Origin of the sequence: Geopseudomonas sagittaria (assembly GCF_900115715.1) — a bacterium.
Lineage (GTDB): Bacteria > Pseudomonadota > Gammaproteobacteria > Pseudomonadales > Pseudomonadaceae > Geopseudomonas > Geopseudomonas sagittaria.
Window position 1 is genome coordinate 29,256 of the sequence record NZ_FOXM01000008.1, and the last position, 15,774, is coordinate 45,029.

Annotated in this window: 14 protein-coding genes; 12 read left to right on the plus strand and 2 right to left on the minus strand. The window is 67.5% G+C overall.

Annotated elements, in window-relative coordinates:
* Nucleotides 1–55 precede the first annotated feature (55 nt).
* From BM297_RS11225 to BM297_RS11275, 11 genes are all read left to right on the plus strand, one after another.
* Complete coding sequence (locus tag BM297_RS11225) at nt 56–2,815, plus strand: LPS-assembly protein LptD (RefSeq protein WP_092431459.1); 2,760 nt, start codon at nt 56–58, stop codon at nt 2,813–2,815.
* A complete protein-coding gene (locus tag BM297_RS11230; protein WP_175526639.1) occupies nt 2,796–4,091 on the plus strand; it encodes a peptidylprolyl isomerase in 1,296 nt (431 codons plus the stop codon). Before BM297_RS11225 ends, BM297_RS11230 begins: the two co-directional genes overlap by 20 nt.
* Nucleotides 4,088–5,089, plus strand: coding sequence for a 4-hydroxythreonine-4-phosphate dehydrogenase PdxA (pdxA, locus tag BM297_RS11235; protein ID WP_092431465.1), 1,002 nt, complete (start codon nt 4,088–4,090; stop codon nt 5,087–5,089). The genes BM297_RS11230 and pdxA overlap by 4 nt, the downstream gene beginning before the upstream one ends.
* A gap of 213 nt (nt 5,090–5,302) precedes the next feature.
* Nucleotides 5,303–6,109: a 16S rRNA (adenine(1518)-N(6)/adenine(1519)-N(6))-dimethyltransferase RsmA gene (gene rsmA, locus BM297_RS11240; protein WP_092431468.1), complete on the plus strand. Its 807-nt coding sequence runs from the start codon at nt 5,303–5,305 to the stop codon at nt 6,107–6,109.
* 43 nt (nt 6,110–6,152) lie between these two features.
* Complete coding sequence (gene apaG / locus BM297_RS11245) at nt 6,153–6,539, plus strand: Co2+/Mg2+ efflux protein ApaG (protein ID WP_090312691.1); 387 nt, start codon at nt 6,153–6,155, stop codon at nt 6,537–6,539.
* Nucleotides 6,539–7,363, plus strand: a complete 825-nt coding sequence (locus BM297_RS11250) for a symmetrical bis(5'-nucleosyl)-tetraphosphatase (RefSeq protein ID WP_092431471.1) — start codon at nt 6,539–6,541, stop codon at nt 7,361–7,363. Before apaG ends, BM297_RS11250 begins: the two co-directional genes overlap by 1 nt.
* Complete coding sequence (glpE, locus tag BM297_RS11255) at nt 7,360–7,689, plus strand: thiosulfate sulfurtransferase GlpE (RefSeq protein WP_092431474.1); 330 nt, start codon at nt 7,360–7,362, stop codon at nt 7,687–7,689. Before BM297_RS11250 ends, glpE begins: the two co-directional genes overlap by 4 nt.
* 235 nt (nt 7,690–7,924) lie before the next feature.
* Nucleotides 7,925–9,847, plus strand: coding sequence for a PrkA family serine protein kinase (locus BM297_RS11260; RefSeq protein WP_092431477.1), 1,923 nt, complete (start codon nt 7,925–7,927; stop codon nt 9,845–9,847).
* A 92-nt stretch (nt 9,848–9,939) separates the two neighbouring features.
* Nucleotides 9,940–11,214 (plus strand): YeaH/YhbH family protein, encoded by a 1,275-nt coding sequence (locus BM297_RS11265; RefSeq protein ID WP_092431480.1) that lies wholly within the window; start codon nt 9,940–9,942, stop codon nt 11,212–11,214.
* Nucleotides 11,211–12,770: a SpoVR family protein gene (locus BM297_RS11270; RefSeq protein WP_092431483.1), complete on the plus strand. Its 1,560-nt coding sequence runs from the start codon at nt 11,211–11,213 to the stop codon at nt 12,768–12,770. Before BM297_RS11265 ends, BM297_RS11270 begins: the two co-directional genes overlap by 4 nt.
* Nucleotides 12,771–12,864: 94 nt before the next feature.
* Complete coding sequence (locus tag BM297_RS11275) at nt 12,865–14,112, plus strand: multifunctional CCA addition/repair protein (RefSeq protein WP_092431486.1); 1,248 nt, start codon at nt 12,865–12,867, stop codon at nt 14,110–14,112.
* Nucleotides 14,113–14,222: 110 nt separating this feature from the next.
* Here the strand turns inward: BM297_RS11275 and folK are convergent, their stop codons facing one another.
* Both folK and folB read right to left on the minus strand, forming a co-directional pair.
* A complete protein-coding gene (gene folK, locus BM297_RS11280; RefSeq protein WP_092431489.1) occupies nt 14,223–14,774 on the minus strand; it encodes a 2-amino-4-hydroxy-6-hydroxymethyldihydropteridine diphosphokinase in 552 nt (183 codons plus the stop codon).
* Nucleotides 14,765–15,121 carry a dihydroneopterin aldolase gene (folB, locus tag BM297_RS11285; RefSeq protein ID WP_092431492.1) on the minus strand — a complete coding sequence of 119 codons (357 nt, stop codon included), beginning with the start codon at nt 15,119–15,121 and terminating at the stop codon, nt 14,765–14,767. The genes folK and folB overlap by 10 nt, the downstream gene beginning before the upstream one ends.
* A gap of 74 nt (nt 15,122–15,195) precedes the next feature.
* On the opposite strand from folB, the gene plsY reads away from it, so the two are divergent.
* Complete coding sequence (plsY, locus tag BM297_RS11290) at nt 15,196–15,765, plus strand: glycerol-3-phosphate 1-O-acyltransferase PlsY (protein WP_092431495.1); 570 nt, start codon at nt 15,196–15,198, stop codon at nt 15,763–15,765.
* Nucleotides 15,766–15,774: the final 9 nt, after the last annotated feature.

A 15,774-nucleotide genomic window follows, 5' to 3' on the forward strand; every position in this document is an offset into this window, starting at 1 on the left:
AAAGGCGTGCGGCCGCACAGGCTGTTGGCGCGCAGGAAGCCCGGACATCAATAAGATGGCACTTACCCCCCCCTTGTTCCGCAGAAAATTCCCCCTCCTGGTCACCGGCAGCCTGCTGGCCCTGGGTTCCGCTCCGCTCCTGCACGCCGCCGAGCAGTTCGCCTGCCAGGTTTCCGCCACCGGCGGCTGGGCCTGCACGCCGAAGGCCGCCGCCGGCACCCTGCCGCCACGCCCGCAGCCCAGCGCCGTCAGCGGCGACAGCGCGCAGCGCGCCGCGCCGGCAGCGGCACCCGCTGACGCAGCAGCCCCGCTGGCCAGCGACAATGGCGGTCGGGCCCTGGCCTCGCGCAGCGCCGACTACAGTCACCTCGACTGGGTGCCGCGCGCGCAGCTGAGCAAGGCCCAGTTGAAGGAGATCGCCCCCTACTGCGCCGGCACCTATGTCGAGCCGAAGCGGCCGGGCATGGACGACGACACGCCGATGGGCGAGGCGCCGACCTTCGTGTCCTCGCGAGCCACCCGCTTCGAGCAGCAGACCGAGACCACCACCCTCGCCGGTGACGTGGTGCTGCGCCAGGGCAGCATGCAGGCCGAGGCCGACGAGGCCAGCCTGCACCAGCTGGAAAACCGCGGCGAGCTGAACGGCAACGTGCGCCTGCGTGACAAGGGCATCCTGGTGGTCGGCGACCACGCCCAGCTGCAGCTGGACAACGGCGAGGCGGTGGTCGACAACGCCGAGTACGTGGTGCACGCCGCCAAGGCCCGCGGCAGCGCCGAGTACGTCAAGCGCCGCGAGGATGCCGTGGTGCGCCTCAAGGACGGCACCTACACCCGCTGCGAGCCGGGCGAGAACACCTGGCACCTGAAGGGCAACAACATCACCCTGAACCCGGCCACCGGCTTCGGCACGGCGACCAACGTGACCCTGCGGGTGAAGGATGTGCCGGTGTTCTACACCCCGTACATCTACTTCCCGATCGATGACCGTCGCCAGTCCGGCTTCCTGCCGCCGAGCTTCAGCAGCTCGAGCGACAACGGCTTCACCCTGCAGACGCCCTACTACTTCAACCTGGCGCCCAACTACGACGCGACCCTGTATCCGACCTACATGGTCGACCGCGGCCTGCTGACGGAGGGCGAGTTCCGCTACCTGACCCCGGGCAGCGAGGGCCAGGTCGGTGGCGCCTGGCTGGACGACCAGAACGACGACCGCGAGCTGCAGTCCGAGTACGAGGACCAGCGCTGGATGTACAGCTGGCAGCACAGGGGCGGGCTGGACTCGCGCCTGCTGGCCGAAGTCGACTACACCGACATCAGCGACCCGTACTACTTCCAGGATCTGGATACCGACCTGGGCATCGACCAGCCGGACTTCATCAACCAGCGCGGCAGCCTGAGCTGGCGCGGCGACAGCTACACCCTCAAGCTGGCCGCTCACGCCTACGAGCCGACCAACGTGGTCGACATCACCCCGTACGATCGCCTGCCGCAGCTGACCCTCGACGGCGCCCTGCCGTTCCAGCCGGGCGGCCTGCGCGTCAGCTACGGCAGCGAGTTCGTGCGTTTCGACCGCGACCTGCGCAACGGCAGCTTCTTCAACGAAGACGGCGTCGCGGAAAGCTGGTACGACAACAACATCCGCGGCCTGGCCCGCGCCAACGGCGACCGCCTGCACCTGGAGCCGGGCCTCAGCCTGCCGCTGGAGTCGAGCTGGGGCTTCGTCAAGCCGTCGGTCAAGTACCTGTATACCGATTACGACCTGAGCCTCGACGCGCAGGGCAGGAGCCAGATCGCCGCCGCCGGACAGAGCTTCGACGACGCGCCGGACCGCGGCGTGCCGGTCTACAGCCTCGACAGCGGCCTGTATTTCGACCGCGACACCGCGATGTTCGGCCAGGGCTCGCGGCAGACTCTCGAACCGCGCGCCTTCTACCTGTACGTGCCGGAAGAAGAGCAGGCCGACATCCCGATCTTCGACACCGGCGAGAGCACCTTCAGCTACTCCTCGCTGTGGCGCGACAACCGCTTCTCCGGCAAGGACCGCATCGGCGACGAGAACAAGCTGTCGCTGGGCGTGACCAGCCGCTGGATCCAGGCCAACGGCTTCGAACGGCAGACCATCAGCCTCGGCCAGGCGTTCTACTTCGAGGACCGCAAGGTACAGATGCCCGGCATCGACTACCGCACCCGTGCCGACGCCACCGCCTCGCAGTCGCCCTACGCCCTGCAGTACCTGTACCGCTTCAACCGCGACTGGCGCCTGAGCTCCGACTTCAACTGGGACCCGGATACCCACCGCACCCGCTCGGGCAGCGCGATGTTCCACTACCAGCCGGAAGACAACCCGAACAAGGTGGTCAACCTCGGCTATCGCTATCGCAACGACACCGTGCACTACGACCAGTCCACCGGCAACTGGGTGGTCGGCGGCGGCGATTTCGGTACCCCCGGCACGCCTGGCTACATCAAGGACTACTACAAGATCCAGCAGCACGACTTCTCCACCATCTGGCCGGTGGCGCCGCAGTGGAGCGTGATCGCCCGCTGGCAGCACGACTACAGCCGCAACCGCACCCTCGAGGCCTTCGGTGGCTTCGAGTACGACAGCTGCTGCTGGAAGCTGCGCCTGATCAACCGCTACTGGGTCGACTACGACGAAACCAGCCTCGACCCGAGCCGCAACGACGAGGCGGATCGCGGCATCTTCCTGCAGATCGTCCTCAAGGGGCTCGGCGGCATCGTCGGCAACAAGACCGAGTCCTTCCTCGACCAAGGCATTCAAGGTTACCGTGAACGTGAAGACCAAGCTTTCTGATTGTCTGCGCCCGCTCGCGCTGGGTGCCCTGCTGCTCTGTTCCACGGCGTATGCCGAAGTCCGCCCGCTCGACCGCGTGGTGGCCATCGTCGACAACGACGTGATCATGCAGAGCCAGCTCGACCGCCGCCTCGCCGAAGTGCAGCAGAGTCTCGCCAAGCGCAGCGGCGAACAGCCGCCGCGCGAGACGCTCGCCCCGCAGGTGCTGGAGCGCCTGATCGTCGAGAACCTGCAGCTGCAGATCGGCGAACGCTCGGGCATCCGCATCGCCGACGAGGAACTGAATCAGGCGCTGGCGACCATCGCCCAGCGCAACAACCTGACCCTCGACCAGTTCCGTGCCGCCCTCGCCCGCGACGGCCTGTCCTACGACGAGGCCCGCGAGCAGGTGCGCCGCGAGCTGATCATCAGTCGTGTGCGCCAGCGCCGGGTGGCCGAGCGCATCCAGGTCAGCGAGCAGGAAGTGGAGAACTTCCTCGCCTCCGATCTGGGCAAGCTGCAGCTGTCGGAAGAGTTCCGCCTGGCCAACATCCTCATCCCGCTGAGCGAAGGCGCCTCGGCCCAGGCGATCCAGGATGCCGAACGCCAGGCCCGCGAGATCCATGCCCAGCTGCAACGCGGTGCCGACTTCGCCCGCCTGGCGGCGGCCCGCTCGGCCAGCGAGAACGCCCTCGAGGGCGGCGAGATCGGCTGGCGCAAGGCCGCCCAGCTGCCGCCACCGTTCGACGGCATGATCGGCGCCCTCAGCGTCGGCGAGGTCAGCGAGCCGGTGCGCACCCCGGCCGGCTTCATCATGCTCAAGCTGCTCGACAAGCGCGGCGGCGAGCAGGGCGTGCTGCGCGAGGAAGTGCACGTACGCCACATCCTGCTCAAGCCCAACGAGATCCGCAGCGACGAGCAAACCCGCCAGCTGGCCGAACGCCTGTACCAGCGCCTGCGCGGCGGCGAGGATTTCGCCGCCCTGGCGAAGAGCTTCTCCGAAGATCCGGGCTCGGCGCTCAACGGCGGCGACCTCAACTGGATCGACCCCAACGCCCTGGTGCCGGAGTTCCGCGCCGTGATGGCCGACAGCCGGATCGGCGAGTTGTCGCAGCCGTTCCGCAGCCCGTTCGGCTGGCACGTCCTGGAAGTGCTGGATCGCCGCACCAGCGACGCCAGCGGCGAGGCGCGCGAGCAGCAGGCGCGCAACCTGCTGCGCAACCGCAAGTACGACGAGGAACTGCAGAACTGGCTGCGCCAGATCCGCGACGAAGCCTACGTGGAAACCCGCCTGTGAGTGACGCGCCGCGCTTCGCCCTGACCCCCGGCGAGCCGGCGGGCATCGGTCCCGACCTGTGCCTGCTGCTGGCCCGCGCGGCGCAGCCCCACGCCCTGGTGGCGATCGCCAGCCGCGCGCTGCTCGCCGAGCGCGCCGCGCAGCTGGGCTTGGACATCGCCCTGCTGGCGGTCGGCCCCGGTGCCTGGCCGGACACTCCGGCGCCGGCCGGCAGCCTGTACGTCTGGGACACGCCGCTGGCCGCACCGGTGGTCGCCGGCCAGCTCGATCCGCGCAATGCCGGCTACGTGCTGGAAACCCTGCTGCGCGCCGGCAACGGCTGCGTCAGCGGCGACTTCGCCGGGATGATCACCGCGCCGGTGCACAAGGGCGTGATCAACGAAGCGGGCATCCCCTTCTCCGGACACACCGAATTCCTCGCCGAGCTGACCCGCACCGAACAGGTGGTGATGATGCTGGCCACCCGCGGCCTGCGCGTGGCGCTGGTCACCACCCATCTGCCGCTGCGCGCGGTGGCCGACGCCATCACGGTCGAACGTCTGGAGCGGGTCACCCGTATCCTGCACGCCGATCTGCAGGACAAGTTCGCCATCGCCCGGCCGCGCATCCTGGTCTGCGGCCTCAACCCGCACGCCGGAGAGGGCGGCCATCTGGGCCGCGAGGAAATCGACATCATTGAGCCGACCCTGGCGCGCCTGCGCGCGGACGGCCTCGAGCTGATCGGCCCGCTGCCGGCCGACACCCTGTTCACCCCCAAGCACCTCGAGCACTGCGACGCGGTGCTGGCCATGTACCACGACCAGGGGCTGCCGGTGCTCAAGTACAAGGGCTTCGGCGCCGCGGTCAACGTCACCCTCGGCTTGCCGATCGTGCGCACCTCGGTCGACCATGGCACCGCGCTGGATCTGGCCGGCAGCGGCCGGATCGACACCGGCAGCCTGCAGGTGGCGCTGGAAACCGCCTACCAGATGACTGGCGGCGCGCGGCAGGCCGGCTGACACGCCAGGCGCCGGGTGGCGAGCGGCCACGGGCCTTTTCCACCCTGCCAGGCCTGCCGGCCAAGCGTCCGCTAATCTTCCCACCTGCCGCTGGCCCACCAGCCGACAGAGCCCCCGCCGGCCAGCGCGTTCGCTGGTGTAAACTGCGCGCCTTCGTCTTTTTCGCCCTGGACTCAAGCGTGACGCTTGCCGCTCCAGGCCTGGAGTCCCCCGATGTCCGAGCTGTACCAACACCGCGCCCGCAAGCGCTTCGGCCAGAACTTCCTGCACGACGCCGGCGTCATCCACCGCATCCTGCGCGCCATCCATGCCCGTGCGGGCGAGCACATGGTGGAGATCGGCCCCGGCCAGGGTGCACTCACCGAAGGTCTGCTCGGCAGCGGCGCCAGGCTGGACGTGATCGAGCTGGACAAGGACCTGCTGCCCCTACTGGAGATGCGCTTCGGCAGCGACGCGAACTTCACCCTCAACGCCGGCGACGCGCTGAAGTTCGACTTCAATAGCCTGGTGGCGGACGGCAACAAGCTGCGCGTGGTCGGCAACCTGCCCTACAACATCTCCACGCCGCTGATCTTCCATCTGCTGGAGCATGCCGCGATCATCGAGGACATGCACTTCATGCTGCAAAAGGAAGTGGTCGAGCGCCTGGCTGCCGGCCCCGGCGGGGGCGACTGGGGGCGGCTGTCGATCATGGTGCAGTACCACTGCCGGGTCGAGCACCTGTTCAACGTCGGCCCGGGCGCCTTCAACCCGCCGCCCAAGGTCGACTCGGCCATCGTCCGCCTGGTGCCGCACGCGGTACTGCCGCACCCGGCCAAGGATCATCGCCTGCTCGAACGCGTGGTGCGCGAAGCCTTCAACCAGCGGCGCAAGACCCTGCGCAACACCCTCAAGCAGCTGCTCGACGCCCAGGCCATCGAGGCCGCCGGCGTGGATGGCAGCCTGCGCCCGGAGCAGCTGGACCTGGCCGCCTTCGTGCGCCTGGCCGACCAGCTGGCCCTGCAGACACCAGCCGAGTGAATCGCTAAGCTTTTATGTCATGCCGCCCGAAGCCACCTCAACAATGACCACACCGGATCCGCGCTACCAGATCGACGTCAGCGTCGTCACCCGCCACCTGCCCGAGCAGTCGCTGCCCGACCAGGAGCGCTACGCCTTCGCCTACACGGTGACCATCCGCAACAGCGGGCTGCTCGCCGCCAAGCTGCTGACCCGCCACTGGATCATCACCGACGGCAACGCCAAGGTGCAGGAGGTGCGCGGCCCCGGCGTGGTCGGCGAGCAGCCGCTGCTGCAGCCCGGGCAGAGCCACACCTACACCAGCGGTTGCGTGCTGGCGACGCCGGTCGGCAGCATGCACGGCAGCTTCGGCATGCAGGCCGGCGACGGCCACGGCTTCGCCGCGCCGATCCAGCCGTTCCGTCTCGCCGTGCCCGGAGCCCTGCACTGATGACGCTGTACGCCGTCGGCGACGTGCAGGGCTGCCTGCGGCCGCTCAAGTGCCTGCTCGAACGGGTGGCCTTCGATCCGGCTCGCGACCACCTGTGGCTGGTCGGCGACCTGGTCAACCGCGGCCCGCAGTCGCTGGAAACCCTGCGCTTCCTGTTCGCCATGCGCGAGTCGGTGACCAGCGTGCTCGGCAACCACGACCTGCACCTGCTGGCGGTGGCGCACAACGTCGAGCGCCTGAAGAAGGGCGACACCCTGCGCGAAGTCCTCGACGCGCCGGATCGCGACGAGCTGCTCGACTGGCTGCGCCACCTGCCGCTGCTGCATCATGACGAGCAGCGCCAGATCACCCTGGTGCATGCCGGCATCCCGCCGCAGTGGACCCTGAAGAAGGCGCGCAAGCGCGCGGCCGAGGTCGAGGAAGCCCTGCGCGACGACGCCCGCCTGCCACTGTTCCTCGACGGCATGTACGGCAACGAGCCGAACAAGTGGGACAGCACGCTGCACGGAGTCACCCGGCTGCGCACCATCACCAACTACTTCACCCGCATGCGCTTCTGCACCGCCGACGGTCGTCTCGACCTGAAGAGCAAGGAAGGCCTGGGCACCGCGCCGAGCGGCTATGCGCCCTGGTTCAGTCACCCCAACCGCCGGACCCGCGGGCAGAGGATCATCTTCGGCCACTGGGCCGCCCTGCAGGGCCGCTGCAGCGAGCCCGGCGTCGAGGCACTGGACTCCGGCTGCGTGTGGGGCGCCAACCTGACCCTGCTCAACGTCGACAGCGGCGAGCGCCACACCTGCAGTTGCCACAAGGAGCAACCATGAGCGAATTCAAGCGCATCGACCCCGTCAGCGCACACAGCCTGCGCCTGGATGGCGCCACGGTGGTCGACATCCGCGACCCGCACAGCTTCGCCAACGGTCACATCCGCGGCGCACGCCACCTGGACAACCACTCGCTGGCCGACTTCATCGCCAGCGCCGATCTCGATGCGCCACTGCTGGTGGTCTGCTACCACGGCAACTCCAGCCAGAGCGCCGCCGCCTATCTTGCCCACCAGGGCTTCAGCGACGTCTACAGCCTGGATGGCGGCTTCGAGCTGTGGAACAGCCGCTATCCGGACGAGGTCGCCCGCGGCCAGGACGACTGAACCGCTCGCCCTTCCGCTCACCCGTCAGCCGATTTTTCCTGCTGCGCTCGCGACAAAGCAGGTCTATGCTCATCTCAAGCGATTTGCAAAAAGGAAAGCCGGACCACCGGCTTCCAGGCAGGTAGTACGACCATTGGGGGTCGAGAGAGGGGTCAGGCAGGTCGGCGCCGCGCACCGGTCTGCTCATGCCCGCCCGAGGCCCGCGTCCGGTTAAGGCATCGAGCGAGGTGACGTCATGAGCATTTTCAGCCATTTCCAACAACGCTACGAAACGACGCGCCAGGAGGAATACTCCCTGCAGGAGTATCTCGACCTGTGCAAGCAGGATCCGCTGACCTACGCCAGCGCCGCCGAGCGCATGCTCAAGGCCATCGGCGAAGCGCAACTGGTCGACACGGCCAGCGACCCGCGACTGTCGCGGATCTTCTCCAACAAGGTGATTCGCCGCTATCCGGCGTTTGCCGACTTCCACGGCATGGAAGACTGCATCGACCAGATCGTCTCCTACTTCCGCCATGCCGCCCAGGGCCTGGAAGAGAAGAAGCAGATCCTCTACCTGCTGGGTCCGGTGGGCGGCGGCAAGTCGTCGCTGGCGGAAAAACTCAAGCACCTGATGGAGCACATCCCCTTCTACGCGATCAAGGGCTCGCCGGTGTTCGAGTCGCCACTGGGGCTGTTCAACCCGGACGAGGACGGCGCCATCCTCGAGGAAGAGTACGGCATCCCGCAGCGCTACCTGAGCTCGATCATGTCGCCGTGGGCAGCCAAGCGCCTCACCGAGTTCGGCGGCGACATCAGCAAGTTCCGCGTGGTCAAGCTGTACCCGTCGATCCTCAACCAGATCGCCATCGCCAAGACCGAGCCGGGCGACGAGAACAACCAGGACATCTCCGCGCTGGTCGGCAAGGTCGATATCCGCAAGCTGGAGGAATTCCCGCAGAACGACCCGGACGCCTACAGCTACTCCGGTGCGCTGTGCCGCGCCAACCAGGGCATCATGGAATTCGTCGAGATGTTCAAGGCGCCGATCAAGGTGCTGCACCCGCTGCTGACCGCCACCCAGGAAGGCAACTACAACAGCACCGAAGGCCTCGGCGCGATCCCCTACAGCGGCATCCTGCTGGCCCACTCCAACGAGGCCGAGTGGCACAGCTTCCGCAACAACAAGAACAACGAAGCGTTCATCGACCGCATCTACATCGTCAAAGTGCCCTACTGCCTGCGCGTCACCGACGAGATCAAGATCTACGACAAGCTGCTGGTCAACAGCTCGCTGGCCAGCGCCCACTGCGCACCCGACACCCTGAAGATGCTCGCCCAGTTCACCGTACTGAGCCGCCTGAAGGAGCCGGAAAACTCCAACATCTACTCGAAGATGCGCGTCTACGACGGCGAGAACCTCAAGGACACCGATCCCAAGGCCAAGTCGATCCAGGAATACCGCGACGCCGCCGGCGTCGACGAGGGCATGAACGGCCTGTCGACCCGTTTCGCCTTCAAGATCCTCTCCAAGGTGTTCAACTTCGACCCCCACGAGGTGGCGGCCAACCCGGTGCACCTGCTCTACGTGCTCGAGCAGCAGATCGAGCAGGAGCAGTTCCCGGCGGAAACCCGCGAGCGCTACCTGCGCTTCCTCAAGGAATACCTGGCGCCGCGCTACGTCGAGTTCATCGGCAAGGAAATCCAGACCGCCTATCTGGAGTCCTACAGCGAGTACGGGCAGAACATCTTCGACCGCTACGTGCTGTACGCCGACTTCTGGATCCAGGACCAGGAATACCGCGATCCGGAGACCGGCGAGATCCTCAATCGCGGCTCGCTCAACGAGGAACTGGAGAAGATCGAGAAGCCGGCCGGCATCAGCAACCCGAAGGATTTCCGCAACGAGATCGTCAACTTCGTGCTGCGTGCCCGGGCCAACAACAACGGCAAGAACCCGTCGTGGCTGTCCTACGAGAAGCTGCGTGCGGTGATCGAGAAGAAGATGTTCTCCAACACCGAGGAGCTGCTGCCGGTGATCAGCTTCAACGCCAAGGGCAGCAAGGACGAGCAGCAGAAACACAACGACTTCGTGCGGCGCATGGTCGAGCGCGGCTACACCGAGAAACAGGTGCGCCTGCTCGCCGAATGGTATCTGCGCGTGCGCAAGTCGCAGTAGTAATCTAGGGAAAGATCCAGCCCGGAGCACCGCGCGGGAGTCGTCACGCTCCGGGCTGTCCCTCCGGCCTCCAGTCAGCACCGGAGCACGCCATGAGTTACGTCATCGACCGACGACTGAACGGCAAGAACAAGAGCACGGTGAACCGCCAGCGCTTCCTGCGCCGGTACCGTGACCACATCAAGAAGGCGGTGGAAGAGGCCGTCAGCCGGCGCTCGATCACCGACATGGAGCACGGCGAGCAGATCAGCATCCCCTCTCGCGATATCGACGAGCCGGTGCTGCACCACGGCCGCGGCGGCCGGCAGACCATCATCCACCCGGGCAACAAGGAGTTCACCGCCGGCGAGCGCATCCCGCGACCCTCCGGTGGCGGCGGTGGCGGCTCGGGCCAGGGCAAGGCCAGCAACTCCGGCGAGGGCGAGGACGACTTCGTCTTCCAGATCACCCAGGAGGAATTCCTCGACTTCATGTTCGAGGACCTGGCGCTGCCCAACCTGGTGAAGAAGCATCTGACCGGCATGGACAGCTTCAAGACCGTGCGCGCCGGGATCAGCAGCGAGGGCACCCCCGCGCGCCTGAACATCGTGCGCACCCTGCGCTCGGCCCACGCCCGACGCATCGCCCTGTCCGGCTCCAGCCGCAACCACCTGCGCGAACTGAAGGCCGAACTGGAGCGACTCAAGCGCGAGGAGCCGGACAACTTTGGCGAAATCCGCGAGGTGGAAGAGCAGATCGCCGGGCTGCGCGCGCGCATCGAGCGCCTGCCGTTCCTCGACACCTTCGACCTCAAGTACAACCTGCTGGTCAAGCAGCCCAACCCCACCTCCAAGGCGGTGATGTTCTGCCTGATGGACGTCTCCGGCTCGATGACCCAGGCCACCAAGGACATTGCCAAGCGCTTCTTCATCCTCCTCTACCTGTTCCTCAAGCGCAGCTACGACAAGATCGAGGTGGTGTTCATCCGCCACCACACCAGCGCCAAGGAGGTCGACGAGCAGGAGTTCTTCTACTCGCGGGAAACCGGCGGCACCATCGTCTCCAGCGCCCTCAAGCTGATGCAGGAGGTGCTAGCCGAACGCTACCCGGTCAACGAATGGAACATCTACGCCGCCCAGGCCTCGGACGGCGACAACTGGAACGACGACTCGCCGGTCTGCCGCGACATCCTGATGCGCCAGATCATGCCGTTCGTCCAGTACTTCAGCTATGTCGAGATCACCCCGCGCGAGCACCAGGCGCTGTGGCACGAGTACGAGCAGGTCAGCGAGGCCTTCCCCGACAGCTTCGCCCAGCAGCAGATCGTCTCCGCCGCCGACATCTACCCGGTGTTCCGCGAACTGTTCCAGAGGAGGGTCGCCGCATGAGCCCTCGCGCCAAGAAAGGCCAGCCCCTGTCCACCAGCTCGGAATGGTCCTTCGACCTGATCCGCACCTACGACCGCGAGATCGCCCGCCTGGCCGAGCGCTATGCGCTGGACACCTACCCCAACCAGATCGAGGTGATCAGTGCCGAGCAGATGATGGACGCCTACGCCTCGGTAGGCATGCCGATCGGCTACCACCACTGGTCCTACGGCAAGCACTTCCTCAGCACCGAGAAGGGCTACAAGCGCGGGCAGATGGGCCTGGCCTACGAGATCGTGATCAACTCGGACCCGTGCATCGCCTACCTCATGGAAGAGAACACCATGTGCATGCAGGCGCTGGTGGTGGCCCACGCCTGCTACGGCCACAACAGCTTCTTCAAGGGCAACTACCTGTTCCGCAGCTGGACCGACGCCCGCTCGATCATCGACTACCTGGTGTTCGCCAAGCAGTACATCGACAAGTGCGAGGAGCGCCACGGCATCGACGCGGTGGAGGACCTGCTCGACTCCTGCCACGCGCTGATGAACTACGGCGTCGATCGCTACAAGCGGCCCTATCCGATCTCCGCCGAGGAGGAACGCCGCCGCCAGAAGGATCGCGAGGAGCAGCTGCAGCAGCAGGTCAACGACCTGTGGCGGACCATCCCCAAGGGCGCCGGCAAGGGGCGCGAGGATGACGGCAAGCGCTTCCCGGCCGAGCCGCAGGAAAACATCCTCTACTTCATCGAGAAGCACGCGCCGCTGCTCGAGCCCTGGCAGCGCGAGGTGGTGCGCATCGTGCGCAAGATCGCCCAGTACTTCTATCCGCAGCGCCAGACCCAGGTGATGAACGAGGGCTGGGCCACCTTCTGGCACTACACCCTGCTCAACGACCTCTACGACGAGGGGCTGGTCACCGACGGCTTCATGATGGAGTTCCTCCAGTACCACACCAGCGTGGTCTACCAGCCACCGTTCGACAGCCCCTACTACAACGGCATCAACCCCTACGCGCTGGGCTTCGCCATGTACCGCGACATCCGCCGCATCTGCGAGGAGCCGACCGAGGAGGATCGCCGCTGGTTCCCCGACATCGCCGGCAGCGACTGGCTGGCCACCCTCAAGTTCGCCATGCAGAACTTCAAGGACGAAAGCTTCATCCAGCAGTTCCTCTCGCCGCGGCTGATCCGCGAATTCCGCCTGTTCAGCATCCGCGACGACGACCAGCAGGAAGAGCTGCTGGTCGACGCCATCCACGACGACAACGGCTACCGGATCATCCGCGACCACCTGGCGGCGCAGTACAACCTCGGCAACCGCGAGCCCAACGTGCAGATCTGGAACGTCGACCGCCGCGGCGACCGCTCGCTGACCCTGCGCCACTACCAGCACGAGCGCAAGCCGCTGGGCAGCTCCACCGAGGATGTGCTCCGCCATCTGCACCGCCTGTGGGGCTTCGACGTGCACCTGGAAAGCATGCAGGGCGAGCAGCGCGTGGCCGTGCAGCACATGCCGCCGCGCCGCGAACGCGAGGCGGAGGCCAGCCACTTCGACCTAATCGCCCGCCCGGTCTGAGAACCGCCGCGCACTCGCCGCGCCGCCGTCGTCGCCCTGCGCGCGGCGGCGCGTTATCCTCTGCGCCAATCCCATGCTGCTTGCAGGACATGCCATGCAGATCTACAAGGTGGGCGGCGCCGTGCGCGACCGCCTGCTCGGCCGCCCGGTCACGGAAACCGACTGGGTGGTGGTCGGCGCCCGCGCCGAAGAGCTCATTGCCCAGGGCTACCGCCCGGTCGGTGCCGACTTCCCGGTGTTTCTCCATCCGCAGAGCGGCGAGGAGTACGCCCTCGCCCGCACCGAACGCAAGAGCGGGCGCGGCTACGGCGGCTTCACCTTCTACGCCAGCCCCGAGGTCACCCTCGAGGAAGACCTGATACGCCGCGACCTGACCATCAACGCCATCGCCGAGGACGCCGAGGGGCGGCTCATCGACCCCTACGGCGGCCGGGACGATCTCGCCCTGCGCCTGCTGCGCCACGTCTCGCCGGCCTTCGCCGAGGATCCGCTGCGCGTGCTGCGGGTCGCCCGCTTCGCCGCACGCTATGCACCGCTGGGTTTCCGCGTCGCCGAGGAAACCCTGGCGCTGATGGGCGAGATCGCCGCTTCCGGCGAACTGGCCGAGCTGACCGCCGAGCGGGTGTGGAAGGAGATCGCCCGCGCGCTGATGGAGCCACGCCCGGAGGTGTTCGTGCAGATCCTGCGCGATTGCGGCGCCCTGCAGCAGCTGCTGCCGGAGGTGCAGGCGCTGTTCGGCGTGCCGCAGCCGGCCCTGCATCACCCGGAGATCGATACCGGCGAGCACGTGCTGATGACCCTGCGCCAGTGCGCCGAGCACGACCAGCCGCTGGCCGTGCGCTGGGCGTGCCTGCTCCACGACCTCGGCAAGGGGCTGACCGACCCGCAACACTGGCCACGGCACATCGCCCACGAACAGCGCGGCCTGCGCCTGATCGAGGCGGTCAACGCGCGCTGCAAGGCGCCGCGCGACTGTGCCGAGCTGGCGTTGCTGGTCGGCGAGTATCACACCCATGCGCACCGCGCCCGGGAGCTGCGCGCGCAGACCCTGGCCGAGCTGTTCCAGCACTTCGATCTGTACCGGCGGCCGGAGCGTTTCGAGGCCTTCATCGCCGCCAGCGAGATGGACGCGCGCGGCCGCCTCGGCCTCGAGCGCCAGCCCTATCCGCAGGCCGACTACCTGCGCGCGGCGGCGGCCGTGGCGCGCGGCGTCGGCGTGCAGCCGTTGCTGGAGCAGGGCTTCCAGGGGGCGGAGCTGGGTGAGGCGCTCAAGCGCGCCCGGCTGAGTGCGCTGCAGGCGTTCCGCGAGGCGCAGCGCGCCGGCTCGGAACCGGCGCCGTAGTTTCGCTGCTCCATAGTTCCGTATGGGTGGCAAACGAGCGCCGGTCTTTTTCACCAGCGGTGCCGCACGCAGGCTGGAAAATCGCTGGCGCGAGTTTCCAGCCTGCGACCTCAAGAAGCCTGGGGTTGGGGAGGCGGGAAGGCAGCGCGCAACTGCACCGGGGTCAGCTCGGCACCACGCCAGGCGAACGACACCGGCCACAGGCGCTGCTCGATGTGCGCCGCCTGCCACAGGGCGGCGAAGCTGCGCCCCTCGCCGGGATGGCGCAGCTCCGGCGCCAGCAGGGCCAGCGGCCAGAGCACGAAGGCGTTGCGCAGGATTTCCGCGCGCGGCAGCTGCAGGCCGTCGAAGTCGCCGACCAGATCGTCGTAGAGCAGCACGTCGATATCCAGCGGCAACCCCTTGCGGTCGGGAGCGTAGCGGCCGTTGTCCGCCTCGATGGCCTTGAGCCGACGATCCAGCTCGGCCAGTGGCAGGTCGGTCTGCGCCATCACCGCGAGGTTGTAGAAGGGCCCGCTGCGGATGCCTACCGGCTCGCTCTCGAACACCGGAGAACAGCGCAGGTCGACGAGGAACGCGTCCAGCGCCTCCAGTCCGGCGCTCAGATGCGCATGGCGGCGGACATTGCTGCCCAGGCCGAGAAATACCGTGCTCAGCGACATCCGCGCTCGATCTCCACGCCAACACCGCCGCGCGCCGCCGGCACCGCGCCGGGCTTGGTCAGGCGCAGGCGCAGCCAGCGGATGCCGAACTCGGCCATCAGCAGGGCGGCCAGGCGCTCGGCGAAGGTTTCCACCAGCTGGTACTCGCCGGCTGCGGCGAAGGCCTGGATCCGCGCGCTGACCGCCGCGTAGTCGAGGGCGGCGCCCAGATCGTCGCTGGCCGCGGCCGGACGGATATCCCAGCCCAGCTGCAGGTCCAGGGTCAGGCACTGGCGAATGCCGCGCTCCCAGTCGTACACCCCGATCACGGTGTCGACTTCCAGCCCGTCGATGAAGACTATGTCCACGCTATCCTCTTTCGCGTCACGACAAGGGCGCGACGCGTGGTTAGAATCGAGGCTTTACCGCCCCGGAATCGATCATGCCCTGGCTGCTGGCAATCGTTGCCTATCTGCTCGGCTCGCTGTCGTTCGCCGTGCTGCTGGGCCGCTGGCTCGGCACCGGCGACCCGCGCCTGGCCGGATCGGGCAACCCCGGCGCCACCAACATGCTGCGCTTGGCCGGCCGCAAGGCCGCCCTGTTCACCCTGTCCGGCGACCTGCTCAAGGGCCTGCTGCCGGTGCTGCTGGCCCGTCACTTCGAGCTGCCCGCGGTCCAGCAGGGCTGGATCGGCCTGGCGGCCGTCTGCGGCCACCTCTATCCGCTGTACTTCCACTTCCGCGGCGGCAAGGGCGTCGCCACCGCCGCCGGCCTGCTGCTCGGCCTGTACTGGCCGGCCGCCCTGCTGGCGCTCGCCGCCTGGCTGCTGACCTTCGCCCTGACCCGCATCAGCTCGCTGGCAGCGCTGGTCGCCACCCCGCTGACCCTGCCCCTGCTGGCCTGGCAACAGCCCTCGCTGCTGCTGCCGGTCACCCTGCTCGCCGCGCTGATCGTCTGGCGCCACCGCAGCAACCTGCGCGACCTCTACGGCGGCCGCGAACGGCACTTCTGAGCCTGCCGC

Bases quoted from the DNA above. Each gene is read 5' to 3' on its own strand.
- BM297_RS11260 (WP_092431477.1), top strand. From the start codon at position 7,925: ATGAGCATTTTCAGCCATTTCCAACAACGCTACGAAACGACGCGCCAG.
- BM297_RS11275 (WP_092431486.1), top strand. From the start codon at position 12,865: ATGCAGATCTACAAGGTGGGCGGCGCCGTGCGCGACCGCCTGCTCGGC.
- rsmA (WP_092431468.1), top strand. From the start codon at position 5,303: ATGTCCGAGCTGTACCAACACCGCGCCCGCAAGCGCTTCGGCCAGAAC.
- BM297_RS11265 (WP_092431480.1), top strand. From the start codon at position 9,940: ATGAGTTACGTCATCGACCGACGACTGAACGGCAAGAACAAGAGCACG.
- BM297_RS11270 (WP_092431483.1), top strand. From the start codon at position 11,211: ATGAGCCCTCGCGCCAAGAAAGGCCAGCCCCTGTCCACCAGCTCGGAA.
- glpE (WP_092431474.1), top strand. From the start codon at position 7,360: ATGAGCGAATTCAAGCGCATCGACCCCGTCAGCGCACACAGCCTGCGC.
- apaG (WP_090312691.1), top strand. From the start codon at position 6,153: ATGACCACACCGGATCCGCGCTACCAGATCGACGTCAGCGTCGTCACC.
- BM297_RS11225 (WP_092431459.1), top strand. From the start codon at position 56: ATGGCACTTACCCCCCCCTTGTTCCGCAGAAAATTCCCCCTCCTGGTC.
- plsY (WP_092431495.1), top strand. From the start codon at position 15,196: ATGCCCTGGCTGCTGGCAATCGTTGCCTATCTGCTCGGCTCGCTGTCG.
- BM297_RS11250 (WP_092431471.1), top strand. From the start codon at position 6,539: ATGACGCTGTACGCCGTCGGCGACGTGCAGGGCTGCCTGCGGCCGCTC.
- folK (WP_092431489.1), bottom strand. From the start codon at position 14,774: ATGTCGCTGAGCACGGTATTTCTCGGCCTGGGCAGCAATGTCCGCCGC.